Below are 23842 nucleotides of genomic sequence, written 5' to 3' on the forward strand. Positions count from 1 at the left end.
ATTCAAAAGTTAAACGCAATTAAATACTAATTTACCGAGTTAAAGTACCACTTTTGTAAACTGGCGTTTTGCTGATTAGCCGCTTGTACATTCGCGCCATTGTTTGCACTGGCTGCTTGTAATACTTGCGAGCTAGCTTGCGAACGAATGTGATACAAACCATCGGTTAACGGCTCTATGTAAAAGCGTTGATTTTGGCTGCCAAAACATTGCCATTGCTGCGCATTTTGACTGCCTGAATCTACATCCATACACAAGTTGCTATTTAAACTAACCAATTCAAACAAGTTATCCGCTACTTGGTTTAACTGCCATTGTTGATTAGCAGCGCCAAAATAATCCCAAGTATGAATATTGCCTCCATTGGCGGTAGATACACCTGCTACATCTAATACCTTGCCACTTGCTTGATTAACAATGTAATACTGGCCTGCTTGCAAAGGCGATGTTGCGTTTGAATTAGCGCTAAATTCAAACCAGTTAAAGTTAAAACCAGCACTAGTAAAGTTTAAACGCATACGGTAAGTGCCTTGCTCGATATAAGCAGAGGTAGAAACCGTTTGCCAATTTTGCCAACCACCGGTTGCACCTACATCAACCGCAGCAACCCAATTATTGTTTAATAACATTTCAATGCGGCCACCGCCGTTTGGGCTAGCTACTCGAAAGTCTAATTGATATTGCGCAGTTTGGTTAAAATTTACTTGAAACTCCACCCAGTCACCTGCGTCAATCCAACCTAAATTTTCACCACCATCTGTATCAGATGTTGCTTCGTGTTCAATACCATTCATATCACAATAATGCTCAGCTTGAGTTTTACCTGATGCCGTATGGCTAGCACTACCGCTGCAACCTGCCGCTTGAGGATCTGGCTTTACTGCATCATAAAAACCTTGGTGCCATTGGTGACTGCTGTGGCCATTACGACTGTTGTTTTGCGCAAAGCTGATCATTGCATCATATAAATGAGTGGGTGGTGTACCGCCGTTATTGATATAAGCTTTTACTTGTTCATAGTCAGCATTGGTCGGAATAGTCCACAAGGTACGATCGTGCGACATTTTTTTGAACGACCATGGGAAATAACCCGCTAAATTTTGTTTAGCCCAACTGGTAATAGCCGCAATATTGCCATTATCCGACTCACCATACTCACCTATGATTAATGGGATATTTAAGTTGTTGGTGATATTTTCACGACCATAAGTATCAGCCGCAGGGCCATAATGGTGGATTTGATAGACTAATTTATCATCCCACTTATAGTTAATGCCGGTATTGGCTTGTGTATCTGGATTGGTCCAATCTATTTTGCTTAAATCAGAACTCCACCAGCTTCCTTCAGCTACAATAATATGGTTATTATCTACTTCACGAATTGCGTTACGCATAGTTACCAACGATGGCAATAACTCATATTCACGACCGGCTTGTGGTACTGGTTCGTTAATTAAATCGTAACCCCAAACTACAGGTTCGTCTTTGTAGCGATTGGCAATATGACGCCAAATCGTTGCGGCTATTTGCACATTGTTACCATCCCAAAAAGTAACAGAGTCTCTTGGTTGACTGGCATTCGAATTGACATTATCGGCATGATCACCTGGATTTTGATAACCCGGTGCACCGTGCATATCTAATAATACGTACATGCCATGAGTACGGCACCAATCAATAACACGGTCAAAATATTCAAAACCGTTGTCGCGCAGTTGGCCATTCCACCAAAATAAGTTGTAGTTAAAAGGGACACGAACCGAGTTAAAACCAAGTGCTTTTAAATCAGCAATTGCTTGTTCGTCGACGTAATTTAACCGCCATTGGTATTCAAAGTTTGCCGCTTTGTCAGCACTGCCAAATGCTGACGATAACTCGTTAAAAAACTGCGTGTGGGTACGGTAATTAAAGTCGCCCATCATCAAGTAACCTTCCCACACTAGCCAGTTACCTAAATTGATACCGCTTAAGTACAGTGGGTTACCATGTTCGTCTATTAGTTTAGTGCCGTTTGTTCTAACAAAATTTGCGTGCAAGCTACCAGTTAATAAAAATGTTAGTGCCGTAGTACAAATCAGTTTTTTTAACAGCTGTCTTGCCTTGTTGTGCGTTGGTCGCATAAAACCCCCATTGGTTAATTTGTGTGATGCGTTTTCCGTGTGTTTAAACGCAACATAAAATTAACAAGGGGGTTGCAATTTAGCGTGCTAATACCAGCCCAAACCTAAATTAGAACGTTCGAATAGCATGTTCGAACCCAAAAACGCTAATTCGAACCTTTTAAAATATCGTCAATGTAGCTTTGGTGCGACGGCATACAATCAACAGAAGTGCGAATAACCTTTTGAATTTGCTCGAAACGATTTTGAATAAATTCAGGCGCTAGTCTATCAACTAAAGCATGGTAGCCTTTTGGGCGCAAACCTTGCCCGTACATCACTTCAAACCAACTGAGTTCGTTAAACATCTCTTGATTAAAGCGGCTAATACGACCATTTTGTTTAAATTGTGCAATTTTTTGTTGGAGCGTTTCTGGTATATCCATAGTTTTGCAATACAACCAAAATGGGCTGTCGGCACGCTCAGTTACGTGGTAATGCAAAATGATAAAGTCGCGGATTTTTTCCATTTCAAAATCAATTTGGCGATTAAATTCATCTATATCGGCTTGGGCAAAACCGTTATCCGGAAAGAAACTAAACAATTTTGCTAAGGTTGACTGAATAAGGTGAATACTGGTTGATTCTAACGGCTCAATAAAACCACTGGCTAAACCTAAGGCTAAACAATTTTTATCCCATGCTTTTGCTCTTTTACCAGTTTTAAATTTAATCAAACGAGTATCAGTTAACTGCTTACCAGATAGCCCAGCTAATAAGCTATGTTCAGCCTCTGTCTCGTATAAATATTTACTCGCAAATACATAACCATTGCCAAGCCGATGTTGCAAAGGTATTTGCCATTGCCAACCAGCCGATTTAGCAATTGAACGCGTATAAGGCACAGGCTCACCAACTAGTTCTGATTGGCATGTAATGGCACTATCACAAGGCAACCAATGGCTCCAATCTTGATAACCGACGTTGAGGGTACGACTAATTAATTCACCTTTAAATCCTGAACAATCTATAAAAAAGTCTCCATTGCAAAACTGCCCTGTATTCAGCATCAGTCCACTAATGTAACCATTGTCTAACTGCTGAACTTGTTCAACTTTGCCAACAATGTGTTTTACGCCTCGCTGGAGCGCATACTTTTTTAAATACTGTCCGTATAAACCTGCGTCAAAATGATAAGAATAGGCAATGTTAGATAATGGGGAGTTGCCTGCGTCTACCGAGCGCATAAAGCGTTTTTCGTGACAAGCTAATGAAGCTAAACAATATTGGTCGATATCCTCAGCTTGGTTAAGCTGTTTGAGTTTCAACCAATAGTGGTAAAAAGGCACACCTTCAAAATCTTTACCAACGTCACCAAAAGCGTGAATATATTTATCACCGAGTTGTCGCCAATTCTCAAATTGAATACCGAGTTTAAACGTGGCTTTTGTTGCTCGGATAAAATCATCTTCATTAATTTCTAGCAATTTATTAAACAACAAAATTTGTGGAATGGTCGCTTCACCAACGCCAACTGGTGCAATATCTTGCGCTTCAATTAAACTGATAGTGTATTTACTAGTAGGTAGAACTTTAGCAAGGGCTGCGGCAGCCATCCAACCTGCTGTGCCACCACCTAAAATAGTAATATTTTTAATGCTTTGAATACTCATATTAGCCTCTACTATTTGGAAAAATAGCGCGCCACTAGACCACGGGCGCACTATTGCTTGGGTGACTTTAGTTAAAGGTAGCGCGTAACACTAACGCGATTCGGCGGTCTTGAACAAACCACGAACGACCTGCTTCTATGCCTGAATCATCCAGCTGCATTAAGGTTTCAGACTGAGTACCTAGCAAATTAGTACCTTGAATACCTACAGTTACGTTTTCAAAATTATAGAAAACCGATGCATCCATAAAACCTACATCGTCATACCAAAGTGGGAATTTACTGATAACATCACGCGTAGTTAACAAATACTTTGAACGCCAGTTATAAGCAATACGGGCTGACCAATCGTATTTTTCATACATAGCAACCAAGTTAACTGTATGCTCAGATTGACCTTGTAATGGCACACTGTCCAAAGTAACACGCGCACCTGTGTCGGTATCACCTCCAACAAAATCAGCGTCGTCTAATGGTACTTCGTTGTTTGGCACACCACTGGCTTTAATATGTGTATAGTTAGCTTGCACACCTAAACCATCAAATGGCGCAGGTAAGTCAGTGAAAAATTGTTGATACGCAAACTCAACCCCTTTCATTTCCCCCTTGCCACCATTGCGAGTTGCAGTTACATCAAAGCTTCGGCTTACCCCAGTTTCTGGGTTAACAAAGGTTCTTGGGTATGCGCCGTGGATGAAGAAGTTTTCTAAATCTTTGTAGAATAAAGTTGTAGTTAACGAGCCTGCATCGTCGAAATACCATTCTAATGACAAGTCATATTGAATAGATTCCATAGGCTTCAAGAACGGATTACCACCGTCACCACCTTCTTTTTCAATCGCAACACCTTTTAAAACACGCGGTTTATCTGGGTCAACCGGCTCACCCGCTAAAGGCTCTTCATACTGAGCTTGAATATCACCACCTAAGGCGATGCGGTTACGTACCAATTCCATATCTGGATATGCAATTGCTTTAGCCACAGCCGCACGCATAATTAAGTCGTCATTCAACTCAACTTTAACGTTAACACTTGGTAGTACGGCGCTATAGTCTGCAACTGCGGTATTAGCAACGTCGATATCATTACCAAAAGCACGTTCGTCAGCAGACAGATAATTAGCCGCTTCAGTCGCCCATGGGTTGGCAATTAGCACATTAGCGATAGCATCACTTTGAGATAAGCTTGGATCTTGAGCCATCGCATCAGTCACTCTAACTTGAACAAATTCAACTACATCATTAATTTGTAACGGTGCGCTAAATCCTGAATCAGCCGGTACTGGAATATCACCCAAATAATCAGGATATTTAACAAAACCTAAAGCTTCACGCTCTAAATTAACGTAACGCAAACCAAGGTTACCGCTGATGCGTTTGCCTGCGGCTTCGGTGTCAAAGTCTAAACGTATGTAAGCGGATTTATTGGTTTCAGTTGTGTCGTAAATTTCACCCGGTTCAAATATGCCATATTCTGCATCTACATTTGCTCTGCCCGGATATGGTGTCCATGTGCCGCTAACATTGCGCGCAACATTTGGCTCGCCAACACCAATCAGTGATTTAACAAAGTCTTGGGTAGGATGAATTAATTGATTACCAGGAATAGATGCAGCTTCACCATTGTGGAAATCAGCCCAATCAATCACTTGGTAGTCGTTTGCATGTTGCGGAATATCTGGCAACCATAAAGCTTTTTCGCCCGACCATTCTGGGCCTAATGCACCCCAGTTCCATTCTGTTGTTCTAACCACTTGATTTCTTTTTGCAAAACGCACACCTGTTTTAATGGTATGGAAGATACCTTCGCTATCAGGTGTATAGGTAAAGTCTAGTCGAGTTGCAATTGAGTCGCCTTCTGAACGCTCATAGTGATCCATGGCTGAACGTAACCAGTACGAATTGGCATCAGAAAAATAGTTTTGATCGCCAAGTTGATCATCACTAAAACCTGGGTAACCGTCTGGAAACGCAGCGCTATCAGGGTGAGTTTCAAAAGCTGCGTCGTTATTGGCTCTAGCTTGATCACGTAGTCCATTCCAAGGTTCTGACAAGTTAAGTAGTGGGGGGTTGCCAGTTACATCATATTGCTGCAAAGCATAGGTACCTAACATTACCACTACGTCGTTATCGGCCGTTTCTGCTTTAACATATTGCAGATCGTAATTTGCTTTTAGGTTGTCGTTTACTTGCCAATCAAAATTAAACGCAAAATCTTCTACTAAAGTGTCAGTCTCTTTGTAACGTGTTTCTGTTTGGTATTTTTGGCCAAAATGAGAAACAGCATTATCTCCCCAACCACGTGGTACATGGTCAATATTTTTGTCACCTGTACGCCAGCCGCCTGAGTCGGTTAATGTACCTGCAGCAAATAAACCTTGATCATCAAACTCAAATTCTGTACCCGGCATTGGACGCGTTGTTTTGTCTTGATAACCACCTTGGTATTTAAGTGCGTTTTCTGTCCAAGCTAATTGCGCATCAGAGCGTAAGTACTGAAAGCTTGCCAACATTGAATCATTTGGCTTCCACTGAGTGGCTAGTGCAAAACCTTTACGTGTACGGTCGTCTTCTTTCATTAAAAGATTTGATGCGTTTGGCATCCAAACTTGACCAGAGCCATCACCTACAAAATTTTCGGCGCCCGGTAAATCAGCTGCGTTGTACATTTGGTATGCATCCGACTGGATACCATGTGATTCGCCATATAATTTTGAATAGGCAAAGTTTACTAACACACCAAACTCGCCAGCATCCGTTTGCCATCTATTGCTATATAATGCCGATGCAGTTGGGCTGCTTTTTTCAGCGACATCACCATATGATATGTCGCCACTTAACGCGACAACTTGCCCTTTTGAATCGAAAGGTTTGCGTGTACGTAAACTCACTGTGCCGCCAATACCACCTTCTATCATGTCGGCTGTTTGGTTTTTATAAATATCTACGCCACCCATTAACTCTGGTGATACATCTTGAAAGTTTAAGCCGCGGCCTGAATTTGCAGTAAATGAGTCTCTACCATTAAATTCACTACGCGTAGCTGACATACCACGAATAATCGCGCCGCTGCCCTCAACACTGAAATGATCAGGATCATCTGGGCCGGCAAAACGCTCGATAGATACACCGGGAATACGCTGCATTGCTTCGAGCACACTTCTATCTGGCAAAGAGCCAATATCAGATGCTGTGATACCATCCATAAAGGTATCGGCATCGCGTTTTAGGGCTTGTGCGCTAATTAAGTTGGCGCGTAGTCCTTTTACTTCAATTATTTCTGTTTGTTCTTCTGATACTTGTTCACCGGTGGCGTATCCCGATACTGCCAATAAGCTAACCACAGAAGAAGCCAACAACGAACGTTTAAATTTAACCTGTGTGTTTGTCGTCTTGTTTGTCATGCTGACTCCAGTTCATTAAATAATATTTTTTATTGCGTCACTTTTTCTCCAACCTAAATAACGCAACTAAAATTTAACAACTCAAGCATGGGTCAGCGTCCCAAATTCAGTAATATCCTAAGTTGGAACGGATAAAAGCCGCTGTTGCGCCCAACAAAGAAATCGTTTACAGTTAATTTTATGTTAAATGACATTTATTCACGATAGTCTACACTTTAGTTTTGTTATGCCTTCATCGCATATTTTCGAGAATCCAATATTTATATGAAAGAACTGCTATTTAATTTGCACGACATTTTTTTGTTTGTGATCATTTATACCTGTCTTTTGTTTGCAACCTTCTCTGTGTTTGCAACTAAACACTTGCTGTATCCAAGATTATTTTTTAGCGCTTTTTTGCTCTCACAAGCTGCTAGCTCACTATATGCACTTGCTTTGTGGGGGGACGGCTTTCACCCTTGGGTAGTCGTTAATGCACCTTGGGCTTTTGAAGTTTTGGAGTTAGCTTTGTGGTTAGAAGCACCATTGTTATTGGCTTATGTTACGCATAGTTTGTACAAACCGTCTAAAATTACGGCTAAGGCGCTGATTTACCTGTTACCAATAACCCTCTATTTGTTCACCTTATTGATGGTTCACTTGGTATTACAGCCGGCTCAAGACGTGGCCTTTTTAAAATTTTTGCGCTCAGACATAGCCCAATATTATGAACATGTTAGAAATATTATTCGTTTGGCCTTTGGTGTCGCTGCTTATTTAGTACTGCACAATCATCAGCGCAAAATTAACTTTGCTTATTCAAACTTAGATACTTTGTCATTTCGTTGGTTAAAATTTTTAGTCGGCGCTTATGTATTGCTCAAACTTTGGGTGACCTTATATGTGGTTATCTATACTTTTGTGTTTACCGTGTTTGGCGGCGATTCTATCAACTTAAGCTACTTCGATTTAATGGGTTCAATGGGCGATTATGGTCATCTTATCCTTGTATCACTAGTGCTGTATTTCGGCACAGCCAATGCAAGAAATGAATCACAGATTAATGAGGAAAGTTTAAATGAGGTGCAGATCAGCACAGCAGAAAATGAACAAGACGCGCGTCCTAGTTATACCGAAGAACAAATCCAAAGGTTAAAAAACCACATGCAGAGAAAACAACCGTATCTAGACTGCAATTTAAAAATTGAAGATTTAGCCAATCAAGTATCAATACCGGTAAAAACCTTATCCAATATAATTAACCGAGAATTTAGCAAAAACTATTTTGAGTTTATTAATGACTATCGCATAGCTGAAGTTAAGACCTTGCTGAGCGATAGTAACAAACAAACACAATCTATTATCGACCTCGCATTTGCCGCTGGTTACAACAGCAAATCGACCTTTAACCGCTTGTTTAAAACAGCAACAGGTTTAACGCCTACTCAATTTAGAGTTAAGCAATTAAATGAGACCAACCCGGCAGCCACCAGCACTTAACCTTAGCTAGCACCTCGTCTCAATACGCGATAATCCGCATATTGAGACGATAATCCATCCTGACACTCCGACAATGTGAATGAAATGTTTCATTAGAACAAACATTTTACACACACAAATTATAAAGCGTTCACTAATCATAGGAGTGACTCATGAAACAAAAATCCTTGTTCACACGTACAGCACTTGCAAGCACATTTGCAGCTTTAGGCTTAATAGCTTCAGGCAGCGCATTAGCAGTTGAAAAATTAACTGTATCTGGCAACAAAGTTTTGGTCGGCGGCAAAGTAGACGCACGTGCCATCGAAGGTATTTCACTATTTTGGAGTAACAATGGCTGGGGTGGTGAGAAATTTTACACTGCAGCTGATGTTAAACGAATGAAAGATGAATTCGGTGCTAAGTTGGTTCGTGCTGCTGTAGGCCATGGTGCTGCGGGTGGCATTCAAGACGATTGGGATGGAAACTTAGCCAAAATGGATACAGTTATCCAAGCTGCGATCGACAACGACATGTATGTAATTGTTGACTACCATAGCCATAAAGCCCATACAAACTGGGAATCAGCCAAAGACTTTTTTGCTTACGTTGCCAATAAATGGGGTGGCTATGACAACGTAATTTATGAAATCTATAATGAACCTTTAGCTGTAGATTGGCACAGTACATTAAAACCTTATGCTGAAGATGTAGGTAACTTTATTCGCAGCATTGACCCAGACAACTTAATTGTTATGGGCACTCCAAACTGGTCGCAAGATGTAGATATTGCTTCAACCAACCCAGCTAATGTATCAAACATGGCTTACGTAGTGCATTTTTATGCCAATACACACCGTGGTGACAAACGCGCTAAAGCTCAAACTGCGTTAAACAATGGTATTGCATTATTCGCCACCGAATGGGGTATGACAGACGCAGACGGCGCAGGTGCTATTAACTATGACGAAACTTGGGCTTGGATAGACTTTTTGCGCGCAAACGGCATCGGCAGCGCTATGTGGTCGTACAATGATAAAGAGTACAGTACTGAAATTCCTGGCAAAGTTGAAATGTCTTCAATGTTTTGGGCAGATGGCACTTATAAAGAATCGGCACATTTCTTAAAAGAAATTTTAGGTGGTGGCCCAGGTGGCGGTGACTGCACTATAGTTGACGGTCCAGCTGATTTATTAGTTGCGCCAGGATCTGTACAAGCAGAAGCATTTGCACAAGCTTGTGGTATTGAAACTGAACCTACACAAGATGTCGGCGGTGGCGAAAACATCGGTTTTGTTGATGACGGCGACTGGTTAACTTACAACATTGATATGCCACAAGCAGGCACTGCAACTGTAACTTATCGAGTTGCTTCAGATGTAGGTGGCGGTGTTATTCGTCTTGAACAAGCTGGCGGAGACGTAGAATACGGCACAGTGACAGTTCCAAACACTGGCGGCTGGCAAACTTGGGTTGATGTTAGTCATCAAGTGCAATTACCAGCTGGCAATCAATTGGTTGGTGTAGCGGCACAAACTGGCGGTTGGAACTTAAACAAAATCACAATTACCACTGATACTACTTGTACCTCTAATTGTGGCGGTTCAGGTGTAAAAGTTGAAGCTGAATCTTTTGCTCAAGCTGACGGTGTTGAAACTGAAGCAACTCAAGATAACGGTGGTGGTCAAAATGTTGGTTGGATTGATGCAGGCGACTGGATGACATATAACGTAAATCTTCCTGCAAGTAGCTCTGGTCAATACGAAGTTTCTTACCGTATCGCATCAGATAGCGCTGGTGGTAGTTTGAGCTTAGAACAACCAGGCGGCGCTGTTCAATATGGTAGCATTAGTTTTGGTGCAACTGGCGGCTGGCAGAACTGGCAAACAGTTAGCCATACTGTTTCTATTCCTGCTGGAACAACTCAGTTAGCCATTGCTGCAACAACTGGTGGTTGGAACTTTAACTGGTTTGAAATAAAAGCAGTAGATGGTTCAACGACCCAACCTACAGGTTCAAGCTGTGACGGTGTAGCTGTATATCCAAACTGGCAACGCAATGACGTACCAGGTGGCGCAAATACTCACCAAGACGCAGGCGACCAAATGGTGTTTGCAGGCAATTTATACACAGCTAACTGGTACACCAGCTCTGAACCAGGCAGCGATGCTTCTTGGACACTAGTTGGTAGCTGCCAATAATTAAGTTTTTGTTATTCCCTTGTTGATGTTTTAGGCGGCTCATTCGAGCCGCTTTTTTTTCAAAAGTCCTCTTTCGCTTAAAGCTAAACAAATTTTATAGCGGAGTCCCTCATGAAAAAACTGACTGTCGCACTTATAGCGCTTGGCTACGTAGTTGGCTGTGCAGCTAAAGAAATTCGTATTGATAAAAAAGCCTACGCAGAGAAATTGCAAGGCTTCTGGTTAGGTCAAAGCATTGCAAACTGGACGGGGTTAATTACCGAAATGGATAAAATTGGTACGCCTGAAACCATGCCTTTTTACACAGATGATGATTGGGGCAAACCAGACCAAAAAGCTTTTTGGGGAGAATATGTGCCACATGCTTCAACGATAAATTTCTACTTTGAAACGTCAGGTACGCCGTGGGGTGCTGATGATGACACTGATATCGAGTATGTGTACTTACATTTACACCACAAGTATAAAACAGCCCAATTAACAGCAGAGCAACTGCGCCAAGGATGGTTAACTCACACCTACTCTGAGACGGATGCACCCCTGTATAAAAAATTTGCTGATTCAACACCAACTGCCGAAAATTTTTTGTGGGTGTCGAACGAACGAGCAAGAATATTAATGGCGCAAGGTATGCTACCGCCACAAACCAGTGAAGTTGAGCATAATCAATTTTACAACATGATAGATGCTCAGCTTACAACAGAGCTTTTTGGCTTACTTGCGCCCGGCAAGCCAAAACTTGCATTAACAATTGCAGAGCTGCCAATTAGGATTTCAGCCAATCATGAAGCTGCGTCTATCGCTCGTTTTTATATTGTCATGCATGCATTAGCTGCTGTGATTGATCACTCTTTGCCAAGATCTCAGCAAGTTTTTAGCTTGGCGGAACAAGCCAGTTTAGTCTTAGCACAAGAGCAATTTCCGTTAAAAATGTACCAGTTTATTAAACAGCATTATCAACAAAATTCTGACAAGTCGGATTGGGAAGCAACCCGAGATGCGGTTTACCAACGCTATCAATTGCAAACAAATGATGGCTACAAATACGAGCAGCCATTTGATGCAGGGATAAATTTTGCAGCCAGTTTAATCAGCTTATTTTATGGTCAAGGTGATATTGTCGAAACAATTAGAATTGGTACTTTAGTCGGCTGGGATTCAGATAATCCAACGGCGACTTGGGGTGGATTGCTAGGTTTTATCTTAGGTGCACAAGGGGTTAAAAATGCCTTTAATCAACACCAGCTCTCTGACAGTTATTGGATACATAGAACACGACGAAACTTTCGAGATTACACACCAACCCAAGCAGGTGAAGATACCTTTAGTTTAATGGCTGAACGCTCAATCAAAATAATTAATCGAATTTTAGAGCAAACTGCGCCGGTGCAGTATTGGTTGATTAAAAGTGAGTAGCAGGTTTCACACCTGCCACTCAACTCTATACTGTAGAAAAGTTTATTTAGCTTGATAGGTAAAAGCTTGCTGTAAACGAATATCGTCTGCTGCTGCCGCTAGCATAACTTTGAACTCGCCACTTTCCGCAAGCCAATCGCCAGTGTTTACATCCCAAAATGAGAGGTCTCGCTTATTCAGACTGAAAGTTACGGTTTCAGATTGATTCGGTTGCAACATCACCTTAGCAAAACCTTTAAGTTCTTTGATTGGTCGAGCAACTGATGCTTCACTGTCTTGCACATATAATTGAACAACCTCTGCGCCGGCTACTTTTCCCGTATTGGTAATAGTACAAGTTACCGTTAATTGTTCGTCACTTGTGAGCTTATCAGTTGAAAGTTTGATATCGCTATATTCAAAACTGGTGTACGACAGGCCATGACCAAAGGCAAATAAAGGTTGGATATTTTTCGCTTCAAACCAGCGATAGCCCATAAACACGCCTTCTTTGTAGTAAGAGTCGTGTTCGTTGTAATCATTTAATGCAATAGCAGGTGTGTCAGCAATTTTAGCTGGTAGGGTAATTGGCATTTTGCCACTTGGGTTCGTTTTACCAACTAATACATCAGCAAACGCATTACCTGCTTCCATACCTGCGTACCAACCCCAAACAATTGCGTTTGCTTGTTCTGCCCAAGGCATTTCAACCGCTGAGCCTGCAATCATAAATACCACGGTGTTTTGATTGGCAGCTAATAGCTTGCTAATAATTTCATCTTGGCTACCAGGTAATGCCATATCTGTTCTATCAATCGCTTCTCTGTCGTCATCGTGGCTTAAACCACCAAAATATATAACTGCATCAGCTTGTTTTGCTGCAGCTAAGTATTCATTTTCAGGGGTAAATTCTAAACCAGGTGCGTCCCAACCAATCACAAACGACTGATTACCTTGGTAAATAACTTCTACTTGGTATGTTTGATTTGCAGTTAAATTAACCGTTTCGCTAAACAATTTTTCATTGTTTGAATCGGCATTAATTATGCTTTTACCATCTAGTTTTAACTTAGCTGAGCCTTGCAGTTTTAGTTTGAAATGATGTTTACCTGTTGCTAGCGGTTTTATTTGTGCTTGCATAACAACAGTTTCGTTATCAATACCTTGTGGAGATTGATACGCAGATTCTGGATAAGATAATTCATCTACCCACTTTTCAGTCATTTGCTTATTTTTATAACGGTTAACACTCCAGGCTGGTGTACCTGTCCAGTGTCGACTCATGACAAAGTCGCCTGGGATAGGTGAAATTTCACTACTTTTAGCACGCATCACGGTTATGTTTACGTTATCTCCCAACGCGGCTTTTAAACCTTGCAAGGGTGAGATTTCATATAAGGCTTTAACTTGTGAAGAACCACCACCCATCGCATGCAGTTTGTCAGCGTTGGGGCCCATAACCAGCACATTGCGAATTTTGTTTTTATCCAGCGGTAAAACATCATTGTTATTTTTCAGCAGTACGATACCTTCTTGCGCAATGCGACGAGCAGCTTGTTGATGCTTAATTGTGTTGCGCTCACCAGACAGGCGGTGTTTGTCCATCATCCCCATGCGAAGCTGAATGCGTAGAATACGTCGAACTTTGTCATCTAACACTGACATCGGAACTTTGCCATCAACAATGAGTTTTTGCAGCGGCTTAGCTAAAAAATAATCGTCGTAACTCGCTACGTCCGTACCCATTTCAATATCTAGCCCATTGATTGCGGCATCAAAGCTATTAATATCAACATTCCAGTCGGTTAATAACACACCATCAAATCCCCACTCACCTTTTAAGATATCTTTAACTAAGTGTTTGCTTTGATTTGCATTTGTGCCCATGTAACGGTTATACGCGCCCATTACCGCCATAACCTCACCTTCTTTGACTGCATATTCAAAAGCTGGTAGATAAATTTCGCGCAGTGTTCGCTCGTCCGGTTTAGCATCAACCGCTATGCGATTTAGCTCTTGGGTATTTAAGGCGTAATGTTTTACAGTTGCTGCAACGTCGTTTGCTTGGATTGCCTTAATTTCTGCAGCTGCTAGTTTCCCAGCTAACAATGGGTCTTCACCCATATATTCGAAATTGCGCCCATATAATGGCAAACGAGCTAAGTTTACACCTGGGCCTAAAATAACGTCTTTGTCTCTGTGTCTAGCTTCGGCACCGAGTACATCACCATGCAGTTTAGCCATTTCTTTGTTCCAACTGGCTGCAACTGCAGTTAAGTTTGGTAGATAAGTTGAGTGATCGTCTGTCCATTCCGCACTACCCCAATTGTGGCGATTAATTTCATGGCGAACACCATGTGGCCCATCTGACATCCACATTTCGTGTATGCCCAAACGTTCTATTGAGGCAATTGAAAACTTACTATTGGCGTGAGTTAGCGAAATCTTCTCTTCTAATGTCATTTGTGCTAACAAGCTTTCAATTTGTTGTTCTATATTTTGTCTTTGATGCTGAGCACCTCTCTGCTCAAGGCCAACCTCAGTATTATTTGTTGGTACTGTTGTACAAGACAAGGTCAACAACCCACCCGCTAAGTACACAGCTGTTTTATTCAGTATAGATTTCATAAGTACTCCAAATACAATGGACAATAAATTCGATTAGTTTGTGACTAGTCTTGTAATGGCGCTTCAACCAACACGTTCATTTCAGGGCCCCAGATACCTTGCGCTCTAACATAGGTACTGAACGAACCACCATCGTCCCAAAATGTCGCAGCTATACCGTACTTATGGCTAAAAGCCACATGACTCTTGAGATACTCTAAGCGCTCATTCAAATCACAGATATTTTCAGGTGCGGTGAAGTCGTATTTGGCTGCACCAAACTCGTTGACTGTAACTGGAATACCATTGGTTTGTGACCAGGTATTGGCTCTTTGATATATTTCTTCCAACGCAAGTTTATCTTGCTCTGTTCCCCATGTTTGTAAACACTGCCCGGCAAATGGCCAAGGATCGTAAGAATGGAAGTTTGCTATCAGGTATTGATCATTGGCGTCTGGAATTGCCGCATCTAACATACTGTCGACTGGCGTATATCCATTGCCAGAATAGACAACTAGCCGAGTTGGGTTGGTGTTTCTAATTATGCTGAGTGTGCGATTATTTTGCTGATTAATCTGCGACATACTCATGCCATTTGGCTCGTTTAAGATCTCAAAAATAAGTTTGTTCGACTTATGTTTAAACCTGTCGGTAATTTGCAACCAAATAGCGTCAAAACGGTTTTTATTTGCTTGATTGCTGTAATCGTTTTTTAACCAAGCTTCATGGTGCGCATTTAAAATGACATATAAATCCTGCTGTAACGCCCAATCAACAATTTGCTCTACCCTATCCATCCAAGCAGATTCGACTAAATAAGGCGCTTGTGTTGCAACATGATTATGCCATGTCACAGGGATCCTGACGTGTTGAAAACCAGCCGCTTTAAAATCGACCAAGTACTTTTCTTCAGCTGCTAATGCCCATTCACCTTCATGTGGTGCATCTAGCGTATTGCCTAAATTAATTCCAATCCCCATAGCTGCAACAGCTTGGATTGCCAATAGTGGACTATGGTCAATTACTTTTTCTACCGATGGAATTTCAATTGGTTGTTCATTATTTGTTTGTGGTGGCGCTTGGTTAGATACATCATCTTTAACCTGTGTTTGTTCGCCTGAGCTGCCACAAGCAGTGATAAAAACCAGACACAAAGCAATGGTCAGCGCTTGATAACTTTTCATTAAACCTCTCGTATTATGTGGTGTTAGAAACATGACATTAGAATGTTAAACATTTGTCACTTTCCGCTCGTACCAATTAGCGCTAAACCTAAAATAAGACCATTTTTCTTGTTTTATAGCCAAGCTACCTCTATTGATAATTGTCGACTAAACTCAATGAATGTCTTTGATTGAGGTCAGTTATGTGGGTTAAAACTTCACTGCTAATTATGCTGTTATGTTTGAGCACAACTGAGCTGTTTGCTCGCCCCTGCAAAACACACCGCAGCGATCTAAAAATATTGGCAATCGCGGCAAATGCTTCCGAAGATACTTTTTGGGGTGTTTATCGAAAAGCAATGCTGGCGGCAGCCAATGACTTAAACCTTGAAGTTGAGTTTCTTGCGCTTAACCATGATTCAGATAATCGCTTTTTTTATACAAGAGCGCTAAAAAAACAACTTGAAAAAGGTCGAAAACCAGATGCGGTTTTAACCACCTTATTCTTAAATGCAGAAGCTTCGGCATTAGATTTGTTACAACAACACCAGATCCCACATTTAGTCGTAAATACTAGCTTGCGCCCAGAACTGGTAAAACGATTAGGTGAGCCAAGAAAATCTAACCCATACTGGCTAGGGAGTGTCACGCCGGATGACAGTTTGGCCGGATACGATTTGGCTAAAATGCTCATGCAAATTCATAAAGGCAAATCAAGCAAGCAGCAACCAGTTTTGTTATCTCTCGCTGGCCCACATGCCAATAACGTAAGCGAAAACCGGCTTTATGGCTTAAACCAATTTTTAACCGAAAACGGCATGCCGCCAGCATCACCGATTTATACTGATTGGGGTTATTCTCAAGCATATGACGCTAGTGTCGCTTTATTTAAAAGAATTCCACAAGCAAACATAGTTTGGACAACATCTCCGACGATAGCTCGTGCAACTGTCGATTATTTAACAAAATATCATCCGGGTAATGCTGTATCTATAGGCACTTTTGATTGGTCAAATGAAGCTATCAATAACATTAAACAGAATTACATTGATGTCAGCATGGGTGGACACTTTATAGAAGGCGCTTGGGCTTTAATCCTGCTCTATGACTACTTGCATGGCAACGACTTTATACATGACACAGGAGCACACATACAAACCCGTTTACTCCCTTTGACCAAAATAAACTTACAAGATTACAGTAAATTATTGGATGCCAGATATTTTGACTCTCTAAAATTTGCTTCACTAAGCAAGTGCTTAAACCCGCGAATAACTAAATATCAACTCAACTTTGATCAGTTAATTGGCACCAACGAATAAAGATTTATTTTAAATGTTCCAACATTATGCTGTACGCAGGGTGAACCATATTGCCGTGATGAAAACCATCCAGTTCAAATATTTTTGTTTGTGTATGCCCAACCACTTGCATAATTCGCCACAACAAGGCGTTTTCCTCATAACGGCCTAACATTTCTAATTCGCGATCACCTGTGACTAACCATAAAGGTGGTGCATCTTTACGTACATGAAAAAGTGGCGCATATTCATCTACCACCAATTGGGTATCTGCAATACCCTGTTCTTCTCTTACGGTAAAATGTGTGACTGCATGGCCACTAAATGCAAATAATCCGGCCAGTTGGTTGGCGCCGATTTTATGTTTAGCTAACCAAGTTTTATCTAACCCCAACATGCTAGTCAAATAACCGCCTGCAGAGTGTCCGGCTAAATAAATTTGATTTGTCGAACCAGCAAATTTTTCTATATTGTTAAACACCCAAGCAGTCGCCGCTGCGGCGTCTTCTATATAAGTTGGATTTTTAACTTTTGGATGCAACCTATAACCTACGGCCACCACAGCTATACCCTGTTGTTTTAATTCATCCGGAATTGCTTTGTAGCCACCGCGTAATCCACCACTGTGAAACCACACAACTGTTTTAAAACTTTTGCTGTTGGTTGGATAGTATAAATCTAGTTTGCATTGGCTCTGTTGATATTCATCTTGAATTTGCGCTGGCGAATAATATGCAATATCCGTTTGGGTAGTATATTCAGTTTGGCCATTTGCACTGCCGATAGATGCAAGCAATAAACTCAGCAAGGTAAAAAAGTGCGTTTTAAACATAATGATTTTCCTTCGTATTTTTGGACGATTTACTATTAACGAATCTACTGGTGTTAATGCACTAATCCCACATAAAAAGCCAGCACTAAGCTGGCTTTGGGTTTATGCCCTATGTGTGTTGCTTTTGTTTATTAGTTCTTAGTAAATCTAAACCAGTTGAGGTTCCATTCATCATCAACAGCTTCTAACACTAAACTTTGTTCGCCAGTTGTTGTGATATTCACAGTAGTAGATATTGTCATCCAAGTCTGCCAACCGCCGGTTGCAGGTACTGCAACTGTAGCTAAGTCAGTTTCACCTAAACGCAAGATAAAACCTTGTGAGCCTGGCTCGGTTGCCACACGGAATTCAACTGTGTATTCACCAGCTTCTGCAACATCAACCGTATATTCTAAGATATCGCCAGGGTTTGCATGACCAGTATTTTGGCCGCCACCATCGTCTTGTGAATTTTCAAGCTGCATACCTTCTTGGTGTACAAAGTTCTCCGCTTGGATTAACCCTGGGATAGCAAATGCAGTAAATGCTGATGCAACTTCTTTTGAGTAATAACTTTCATCCGTAGCGTTAGTTGCAGTTACCACATAAAAGCCAGTGACACCTTCAGGTTTAGTCGTATCTGTGTAGTAAGGTGTTTCAACCCCTTCTGCAACTAATTGGTAGCTTGCACCTGATATTGCTGAACGGTATACATTGTACTTAGCACCATCAACAGCTTTCCAAGTTAAATCAATAGTGTTGTTTTCCTCGTCTTCAACTAAAGATAAGTTCACGGGTCGATATGGCACATCTAAAATTTTTGGTGCAGTTTCTGCGGTTAATGCATCAATTACCCATTGATTTTTATCATACTCAATGGTCGATTGCATCGAGAAGTAATTTTCTATCTCTTCAAGGCTTGAGTTATTCAAATTTATAGTTGGCATAGCCGAACCACTTACGTCTTGACCATTAACAGGTGCTGTTGGCAATAAGTAGATTTCAGCCCAAGTATTGACTGAGCCCATATCTGCAAAATGGCCAGTTAATAAATAAGACTCTCCACCTTTAAGCTCAACTGTTTGATAAACACCACCATTGGCAAACTCTGTGCCAGGCAACACGGTAAAATTAAGCGCTGAATTATCCGAACCTTCGACTGTATTTACTTGTGCGACTAAACCATCATCATCAATTGAACCATCAGTAGCGCTCCACTCTAACCAAGAATCCATTGAATCAAATGAACTATTTGCCAAAACATTTGTTTCTGTCGATTGAGCAATAAGCTGAATGTCGTCTAAGCGTAAATCAACCTGATAAGGATCAGGCGCGCCCCAGCGTCCAGACCCCACTTTAATCACTAAGTGATAAGTTTGATCATCGTCAGTTGGTGTAACAATTTTAGTACCTAAACCACAAGCATCCGCCAAACTGCTATCCCAGCCAGCACACGCCCAAGTATCGGCTTTAGCGAGTAATCTATCCCCTTTATTGGTAACTAAACCCCAAGTGCCCTGCCCTTGACCACCATCACGAGTAGTAACCTTGTACGACCAAGTAGTTGCAGCCCAACCCATTTCATTATATTTATCGAAAGTAGCACGGGTAATTGCACCACCGGTTTCACCTAAACCAGTCCAAGGCTGCATTTCACCAATTAGAAACGGCACCTTATGTTGCTTTTTAAGTTGTTCTTGCCACTCGCATACACCTTCGTCTGAGAACAAACCACAAGTTAACCAGTCTCTGTGAACTTTATAGCCAATTTCACCCCAGCCAAAAATACCTGGGTAAAAGTGCATCTCTAGTGCAGCATTGGTAAGACCTTGCGCCGGTAAATCGCCGTATGAATCTGTACCTGAATTATGCCCCGGTAATACCACAATAGTATCTTGATCGACTTCACGTATCGCGTTATACAATTCAATTGAAACTTCAGCTAGCGTGTCTGCATCAGTTCCCCAAGGTTCATTTAATACACCGTAAGCTGCAACAGCTTTTTCATCTTTATAACGTGTCGCAACTTGTTGCCACAACCACTTTGCTCTGTCTTGGTTTTCCGCTGCTAACGCTGTGTCAGGGTTATCTTGGTCGCCGCCCCAAAATTCATTTTTGCCTTCACAACCACTGTGATGTTCCCAACCTTGGCTGCCTTGTGCACCATGTAAATCTAAAATCACATACATTTCACGTTCTTTCGCTTCGGCAATAGCTAAGTCTAACCATTCCCACGCATCTGCACGCAAAGTTTTTGGATTATTCTCGTCTTCAATAATGTGATATGGGAAAGGTAAACGAATTACATTAAAGCCTGCTTCGGCCATAATGTCCCAGTCGCGATCTGTAATATAGTTGCTGCGGTACAAGTCCATTAATCTTTCAGTTTCAGCATCACCAAAACGCTCAACTAATTTGCCTTCAAAACTACATTGGTCGTGAATGCCTTCACCAACTGGGTTTTCACCTGAATTCATCATCCAAGTTTCTAACATCAACCAGTTACCTAAGTTTAAGCCACGTAAAGATACAACTTCGTTTTGTTCATTTACCCAATAGGTATCTTGTTGGCGCAGTGCACTGTATTGCTCTTGCCCAGCTTGTGGCGTCGCCATATTGTGCTCAGGTTCAGGTAAATATTCTGTCACCCCATTGTGTTTATCAGCATCTGTGGTACTTAAATCACAACCTGTGACAGTTGCGGCAATTAAACCCAGCGCTAAACATTGGGCAATCGGTTTTAGTTTAAATTTTGTTGTTTGTGTGTTTTTCACGATAAAGCTCCAACCCTTGTGTTGTCATTAAACATACTTGCAACATAAATTTAACCCTAGCGATTAGAGCTTACTTCCTGCTCCACCACTTTTACCTTAATTAAAACGTTCTAGTTAGCGATAGAACCCAAACTTGCACTTTTGCGTACCATACATTCTTGCATCCAATAAAATTAATAATTTAAAAATCAGCATGATACAAATGACCAACAATCATTAACGAAAAATTTGTACTCGCGCGCATTTTCATTAAATAGGTAAAAAACACTGATAGAATCAGTTTTTAAGCTAATTGAAATCGGCTGATTTGCAGCTAGACTTAAAACTATAGATGTTTATTAAAGAATACACATGTACAAATTGCTACTACGCTGGATGCTGCTAATTTGCAGTTTATGCTTTTTTAGCCTAGCTGCATCAGCAAGCTGCAAACCCCATAATCCAAATTTACATGTACTTGCGGTAGTATCTGCTACAGATAAAAACTCGTTCTGGTCTATGTACAGCACAGCTTTATCCGAAGCGGCAAAAGATCTAAATGTCTATGTAGAGTTTTTATATCTAAACAACCATCAAGATAATAGGTTTATCTTTACCGACACTTTAAAACATCGAATTGAGCAAGCCCCTAAACCAGATGCGGTTCTTACTACCTTATTTTTAAATGCGGAAGAAAGCGCACTTAATCTATTAGCTAGTCACAATATCTACCACATTATTGTCAACACCAGCCTACAAGCAAACCTAATAGACAAAATTAAACAACCGCGCGAACGCAACCAATATTGGCTTGCGCTGATGACGCCAAATGACAAATTAGCCAGTTACCGTTTAATGCAAGAATTACTTATACGCCATAAAAATAAATCCACAACTAAGCCTATTGTTGTAGCCTTGGCGGGCGCACATGCCAGTACTGTCAGTGAAAACAGAGTATCGGGTTTAAACCAAGTGTTAACTGAACAAAACTTACCAATTCCCTCACCTATGTACACTGATTGGAATTACGCATCTGCACATCAGTCGATTAGCGCCTTGTATCGTCGTGTGCCTGATATCAATATTATCTGGACAGTTTCATCAACACTCGCTCGCGCAGCCAGCGATCACATTGCTGAGCGGCAAATTACCCACCCAATCAGCATAGGTACATTTGATTGGACAATTGAAGCGCTTGATTTAATTCGTCAAGGCAAAGCAGATGTGTCAATTGGCGGTCATTTTTTAGAAGGTGCATGGTCATTATTACTGCTATACGATTTTTTACATGGACAAGATTTTATCGATGACCTCGAACCAATAATCCAAACTGAGCTAACACTGGCAGACAAAAGCAATGTTGAAAAATTTACTAAGTATATTACCCACACTAATCTTGCCAATCTCAATTTTGCGTTAATGAGCAAATGTTTAAATCCAAAACTGCAAAATTATGACTTCAACATTGAAACCCTTATCGAGCTGACTGAAGCTTTATAACTCTCGCCATTAAATTGTTACATTGACGCAGCGGCCGAACACTTCTATTTTTATATAAGGTAATAACAAGTGACATCTGCGCTATGCACGCTTTATTGGAATCAATACTTTTACACATTAGCCAAAGCGAAGATATAGACAATGGTAATCTAACGGCTGCTTCAAGGCTGATATTAGACTCCATTTGTCGTGGCCTGCGCATTTCTCGCGCAGGCATTTGGCTACTTGACCCTTCGTCAAATAGTATCAGTTGCAAACTCCTCATTGATGCCGGCAGAGAATTAACTAGCCAAACTATCCTGCTAACCCGCGAACAATTCCCTAACTATTTTAAAGCGCTTGATAGTGAACGAACTATCGCAGCTGACGATGCGCATAATCATGTGGCAACTGCTGAGTTTAGTGAAGTCTATTTAGCGCCGCTCGACATATCCTCTATGCTGGATGTACCACTGCGCCATCAAGGAAAAATGATAGGCATTATCTGTTGCGAACATAGAGGAATAGATAGAATTTGGCGCGAAGAAGAGAAAGTATTCGCATCTGCCATAGCCGACTTGTATGGGCGTGCAATCAGTGCACAACAAAAAGCTGAGTATGAACAGAAACTCATATCAATTAATCAAAACCTAGAGGCTTTGGTAGCAGAAAGAACCAAAGATTTAGAGGCAACTCTGAACCAACTTAAACAAACTCAAAGCAAACTGGTTGAAACGGAAAAAATGGCTGCTTTGGGTAATTTAATCGCAGGCGTCGCGCATGAAGTAAACACGCCTCTAGGTACAGGCTTAACATCTGTTACTCACTGTTTAGAATCGCTAACAAAACTGCAGTCAGCAGTAACCAATAAATCTTTAGGAAAAAGCCAACTCGACAACTTTATTCAAGATACAAGAGGCGGATTACAATTGGCAGAGCAAAGTTTAAATAAAGCTTCTCAGCTAATTCGTGACTTTAAGCGCACCACGTCAGACCAAATAAGTGACAAAATAGAAGGGTTAGATCTGTCTTTGTATTTAGCTCAAGTCGTTAACCCAATTAGCGCACATATAAAAAAACAATCAATTCAACTTAATTTATCTTTAGAGCCAAATTTAATTACTAAAACTTACCCTGGCGTGATCGCACAAATCACCACAAATTTAATTACCAATGCGATTCAACATGCATTCCCAGAGCAAAATGCAAACAATGAGATAAAAGTTATCACAAGTAAACAAGGTGATAATTTTGTCTTTGAGATCCGCGATAATGGTGTGGGTATCAAGAAGCAAGATCAAAAACAAGTATTTGAACCCTTCTTCACCTCTAAACGTGGTGCCGGTTCTTCAGGCTTAGGCCTATCTACAGTATATAACTTAGTTTCAGGGAAATTGGCAGGGCAAATTGAACTTGTTTCTGAACCGAAACAAGGCACGCGATTTATTATCAAGTTTCCATCTTTGGATTAATATAAAAACCTATACGCTAAAAATACA

Annotated in this window: 13 protein-coding genes; 6 read left to right on the forward strand and 7 right to left on the reverse strand. The window is 41.1% G+C overall.

All coding sequences use genetic code 11. From position 1 onward, the window contains the following. Positions 1–26: 26 nt before the first annotated feature. The 3 genes from ACMZOO_RS05170 to ACMZOO_RS05180 form a co-directional block, all read right to left on the reverse strand. Positions 27–2120 (reverse strand): cellulase family glycosylhydrolase, encoded by a 2094-nt coding sequence (locus ACMZOO_RS05170; protein ID WP_440905691.1) that lies wholly within the window; start codon positions 2118–2120, stop codon positions 27–29. 146 nt (positions 2121–2266) lie between these two features. Continuing rightward, entirely contained in the window at positions 2267–3772 is a 1506-nt protein-coding gene (locus ACMZOO_RS05175; RefSeq protein WP_440905692.1) for a tryptophan halogenase family protein, read from the reverse strand. Positions 3773–3839: 67 nt separating this feature from the next. Next, positions 3840–7175 carry a TonB-dependent receptor gene (locus ACMZOO_RS05180; RefSeq protein ID WP_440905693.1) on the reverse strand — a complete coding sequence of 1112 codons (3336 nt, stop codon included), beginning with the start codon at positions 7173–7175 and terminating at the stop codon, positions 3840–3842. Between the two features lie 264 nt (positions 7176–7439). Here ACMZOO_RS05180 and ACMZOO_RS05185 point away from each other — a divergent pair, with 264 nt between their 5' ends. The 3 genes from ACMZOO_RS05185 to ACMZOO_RS05195 all read left to right on the forward strand — a co-directional run bounded on the left by ACMZOO_RS05185 (position 7440) and on the right by ACMZOO_RS05195 (position 12250). Then, the gene (locus ACMZOO_RS05185) at positions 7440–8654 is read left to right on the forward strand and encodes a helix-turn-helix domain-containing protein (protein WP_440905694.1); all 1215 of its coding nucleotides are present in this window, start codon (positions 7440–7442) and stop codon (positions 8652–8654) included. Between the two features lie 152 nt (positions 8655–8806). After that, positions 8807–10834, forward strand: a complete 2028-nt coding sequence (locus ACMZOO_RS05190) for a cellulase family glycosylhydrolase (protein ID WP_440905695.1) — start codon at positions 8807–8809, stop codon at positions 10832–10834. A gap of 111 nt (positions 10835–10945) precedes the next feature. Next, positions 10946–12250 (forward strand): ADP-ribosylglycohydrolase family protein, encoded by a 1305-nt coding sequence (locus tag ACMZOO_RS05195; RefSeq protein WP_440905696.1) that lies wholly within the window; start codon positions 10946–10948, stop codon positions 12248–12250. Between the two features lie 42 nt (positions 12251–12292). Here the strand turns inward: ACMZOO_RS05195 and ACMZOO_RS05200 are convergent, their stop codons facing one another. Then, complete coding sequence (locus ACMZOO_RS05200) at positions 12293–14857, reverse strand: glycoside hydrolase family 3 C-terminal domain-containing protein (protein WP_440905697.1); 2565 nt, start codon at positions 14855–14857, stop codon at positions 12293–12295. A 44-nt stretch (positions 14858–14901) separates the two neighbouring features. Then, complete coding sequence (locus tag ACMZOO_RS05205; RefSeq protein WP_440905698.1) at positions 14902–16020, reverse strand: glycoside hydrolase family 5 protein; 1119 nt, start codon at positions 16018–16020, stop codon at positions 14902–14904. 182 nt (positions 16021–16202) lie between these two features. On the opposite strand from ACMZOO_RS05205, the gene ACMZOO_RS05210 reads away from it, so the two are divergent. Then, a complete protein-coding gene (locus ACMZOO_RS05210) occupies positions 16203–17321 on the forward strand; it encodes an ABC transporter substrate-binding protein (RefSeq protein WP_440905699.1) in 1119 nt (372 codons plus the stop codon). A gap of 4 nt (positions 17322–17325) precedes the next feature. Here the strand turns inward: ACMZOO_RS05210 and ACMZOO_RS05215 are convergent, their stop codons facing one another. Both ACMZOO_RS05215 and ACMZOO_RS05220 read right to left on the reverse strand, forming a co-directional pair. After that, positions 17326–18132, reverse strand: coding sequence for an alpha/beta hydrolase (locus ACMZOO_RS05215; RefSeq protein ID WP_440905700.1), 807 nt, complete (start codon positions 18130–18132; stop codon positions 17326–17328). Between the two features lie 131 nt (positions 18133–18263). After that, a complete protein-coding gene (locus tag ACMZOO_RS05220) occupies positions 18264–20885 on the reverse strand; it encodes a carbohydrate-binding protein (protein ID WP_440905701.1) in 2622 nt (873 codons plus the stop codon). 351 nt (positions 20886–21236) lie between these two features. On the opposite strand from ACMZOO_RS05220, the gene ACMZOO_RS05225 reads away from it, so the two are divergent. Further along, positions 21237–22364, forward strand: coding sequence for a substrate-binding domain-containing protein (locus ACMZOO_RS05225; RefSeq protein WP_440905702.1), 1128 nt, complete (start codon positions 21237–21239; stop codon positions 22362–22364). 95 nt (positions 22365–22459) lie between these two features. Continuing rightward, complete coding sequence (locus ACMZOO_RS05230) at positions 22460–23815, forward strand: ATP-binding protein (protein WP_440905703.1); 1356 nt, start codon at positions 22460–22462, stop codon at positions 23813–23815. Positions 23816–23842 lie beyond the last annotated feature (27 nt).

Source organism: Catenovulum sp. SX2, from assembly GCF_052056295.1.
In the GTDB taxonomy this organism is placed as follows: Bacteria; Pseudomonadota; Gammaproteobacteria; order Enterobacterales; family Alteromonadaceae; genus Catenovulum.

Coding starts and splice junctions, on each gene's coding strand:
- ACMZOO_RS05170 (WP_440905691.1), bottom strand. CDS start 2,120: ATGCGACCAACGCACAACAAGGCAAGACAGCTGTTAAAAAAACTGATT.
- ACMZOO_RS05175 (WP_440905692.1), bottom strand. CDS start 3,772: ATGAGTATTCAAAGCATTAAAAATATTACTATTTTAGGTGGTGGCACA.
- ACMZOO_RS05180 (WP_440905693.1), bottom strand. CDS start 7,175: ATGACAAACAAGACGACAAACACACAGGTTAAATTTAAACGTTCGTTG.
- ACMZOO_RS05185 (WP_440905694.1), top strand. CDS start 7,440: ATGAAAGAACTGCTATTTAATTTGCACGACATTTTTTTGTTTGTGATC.
- ACMZOO_RS05190 (WP_440905695.1), top strand. CDS start 8,807: ATGAAACAAAAATCCTTGTTCACACGTACAGCACTTGCAAGCACATTT.
- ACMZOO_RS05195 (WP_440905696.1), top strand. CDS start 10,946: ATGAAAAAACTGACTGTCGCACTTATAGCGCTTGGCTACGTAGTTGGC.
- ACMZOO_RS05200 (WP_440905697.1), bottom strand. CDS start 14,857: ATGAAATCTATACTGAATAAAACAGCTGTGTACTTAGCGGGTGGGTTG.
- ACMZOO_RS05205 (WP_440905698.1), bottom strand. CDS start 16,020: ATGAAAAGTTATCAAGCGCTGACCATTGCTTTGTGTCTGGTTTTTATC.
- ACMZOO_RS05210 (WP_440905699.1), top strand. CDS start 16,203: ATGTGGGTTAAAACTTCACTGCTAATTATGCTGTTATGTTTGAGCACA.
- ACMZOO_RS05215 (WP_440905700.1), bottom strand. CDS start 18,132: ATGTTTAAAACGCACTTTTTTACCTTGCTGAGTTTATTGCTTGCATCT.
- ACMZOO_RS05225 (WP_440905702.1), top strand. CDS start 21,237: ATGTACAAATTGCTACTACGCTGGATGCTGCTAATTTGCAGTTTATGC.